The sequence below is a fragment of the Pseudomonas sp. P5_B2 genome, from assembly GCF_056400445.1.
Genome location: NZ_JBFULH010000660.1, coordinates 1 through 2,145, shown reverse-complemented (window position 1 = coordinate 2,145; position 2,145 = coordinate 1). Strand labels below are relative to the sequence as shown.

The window sequence follows — 2,145 nt, the reverse complement described above, 5'->3', positions numbered from 1 at the left end:
CTCCGGGTGTTGGGCCTGGGTCATGGCGATTCCATCGTTCGTTGTGAAATTTGATACTTTGATTTAAACATAATGATCTAGATCAATATGCGATTGTTTAATGATTAGGATATAGCTGAAAGGAATTTATAACCCGTTGGCATAGCGCCAGACGCTATTGAATGGTCGGCTGGCGCGGGCCGGGCTATCCAGATCCCAACAATAGAACTATGCTTTTCAGACATCTTATTGACTGTTTTCTATGTGCGGGCCAAATGAAAATTGATGATATCGACGCCTTTGTCGAAGTGATTCGTTGCCAATCCATCAGCCATGCCGCCGAGTCGCTGCAACTGACCCAACCGGCCATCACGCGGCGCGTGCAGAACTTTGAGCAGGCCTTGGGCGTGGAGTTATTCGACCGTAATACCAAACCGCTCAAGCCCACCCTGATCGGCACGCGGGTGTATGAACAGTGCCGGGTGATCCAGCGGGAAATGGATGCGCTGCGAGAACTGGTTGCCACCGATGCGCCACCCACCGGGCTGTTGCGTCTGGGTGTTCCGCAAACCATCGGCGACGTGGTGTTGCTCGACGCACTCAAGCACCTGCGCATCGAGTACCCCGAACTGCGGGCTCAAGTGGCCACGGGCTGGGGCAGTCAATTGGTCGGCAAGATCGAGCGCGGAGAGTTGGACGCGGCAGCTGCATTGTTCCCGGCTGGGAAGGTTTTTCCGGACAACGTTGTCGGCGAATCGATCGGCAAGGTGGAGTTGGTGGTGGTGTGCGCCAAGGCCCAGCTGCCTAAGCGTCCGTGCAAGCTGGCTGATGTTTATCAGAATGGCTGGATTCTCAATCCCGATGGTTGCGGCTTCCGTGCCGGGTTGCAGCGAACCCTGTCGGACCAGGGCCTGGCCCTGAGGGTCAATCTGGAAACCTTCGGCACCGAGTTGCAACTGGGCCTGGTGGCCGATGGTCAGGGGCTTGGATTGGTGCCGCGTCCGTTGCTGGAGCGCAGCGCTCATTTCGATCAGTTGGCGGTGATGCCGCTGAAGGATTTCAAACCGGTGATGGACCTTTGGCTGATCTATCCGCATTTTCTCGGCAACCTGCAAGGACCAGTGGATACCTTTGGCAAACTGGTTGCTGCATCGCTGCAGAAGATCAAGAGCGCGGCGTGAGGCGGGAGAGCGCTGCTATCATAAAAAATAATAATAATTAGCTTAGATTAAAATGTGCTTTTTATTATTTTTTGCCTTCCCATAGGCTTGCTGGAATCCTTAAGGCCATCCAGGAAGTTTTGCCATGAGCAGCGTCAGTCCGTTATCCAGCATCTCGAAAAATGTTCGCCAGCGCGTCAGCCCCGAAGAATGGGAAGTGCGTGTAAAACTGGCCGCGGCTTATCGGTTGGCGGCCCTGTTCAAGTGGACGGACCACATCTACACGCATTTTTCCGCTCGGGTGCCGGGGCCGGAAGAGCATTTCCTGATCAATGCCTTCGGGCTGCTGTTTGACGAAATCAGCGCTTCCAACCTGGTCAAGGTCGACATTGATGGCACCATCGTCGACGACCCGACGGGGCTGGGTATCAACCCGGCCGGTTACGTGATCCACAGTGCGATCCACGCGGCGCGTCCCGACCTGCAAGCGGTGCTGCATACCCATACGCGCGACGGCATCGCGGTGTCGGCTCAGCGCAACGGCTTGTTGCCGATTTCCCAGCATGCCATCGGTTTTTCCGGGCGGGTGGCCTATCACGGTTACGAAGGGGTGGCACTGGACCTCGACGAGCGCGAACGTCTGGTGGAGGATCTGGGCAACAAGAGTGTGCTCATTCTGCGCAACCACGGCTTGCTCACTGCTGGCATCAGCGTTGAACATGCGTTCCAGCAACTGCACGTGCTAGAGCGGGCCTGCACTATTCAGATCGCCGCGCAAGCCGCTGGCAATCTCGAGTTGATCTTCCCGCCCGCCGAGGTGGTGGCCAAGGTCGAGAAACAGGCCGAGGTATTCAAAAGCGGCGACGGGCCGGGCGTTGCGCGGCACTGGAGCGCGCTGATTCGGCAGTTGGAGCGCAGTGACACCGATTACAAGAATTAATCTGCTGCCACCGATCAAAGTGTGGGAGCGGGCTTGCCCGCGAATGCGGTTTGTCAGTCAGCATCT

2 protein-coding genes are annotated in these 2,145 nt (G+C 56.7%); both read left to right on the top strand.

The genetic code is table 11. From position 1 onward, the window contains the following. Positions 1-254 precede the first annotated feature (254 nt). Positions 255-1,160: a LysR family transcriptional regulator gene (locus AC1DRJ_RS25330; RefSeq protein WP_477804570.1), complete on the top strand. Its 906-nt coding sequence runs from the start codon at positions 255-257 to the stop codon at positions 1,158-1,160. Between the two features lie 124 nt (positions 1,161-1,284). Next, positions 1,285-2,079: a class II aldolase/adducin family protein gene (locus tag AC1DRJ_RS25325; protein ID WP_477804569.1), complete on the top strand. Its 795-nt coding sequence runs from the start codon at positions 1,285-1,287 to the stop codon at positions 2,077-2,079. Positions 2,080-2,145: the final 66 nt, after the last annotated feature.

Coding starts and splice junctions, on each gene's coding strand:
- AC1DRJ_RS25330 (WP_477804570.1), top strand. CDS start 255: ATGAAAATTGATGATATCGACGCCTTTGTCGAAGTGATTCGTTGCCAA.
- AC1DRJ_RS25325 (WP_477804569.1), top strand. CDS start 1,285: ATGAGCAGCGTCAGTCCGTTATCCAGCATCTCGAAAAATGTTCGCCAG.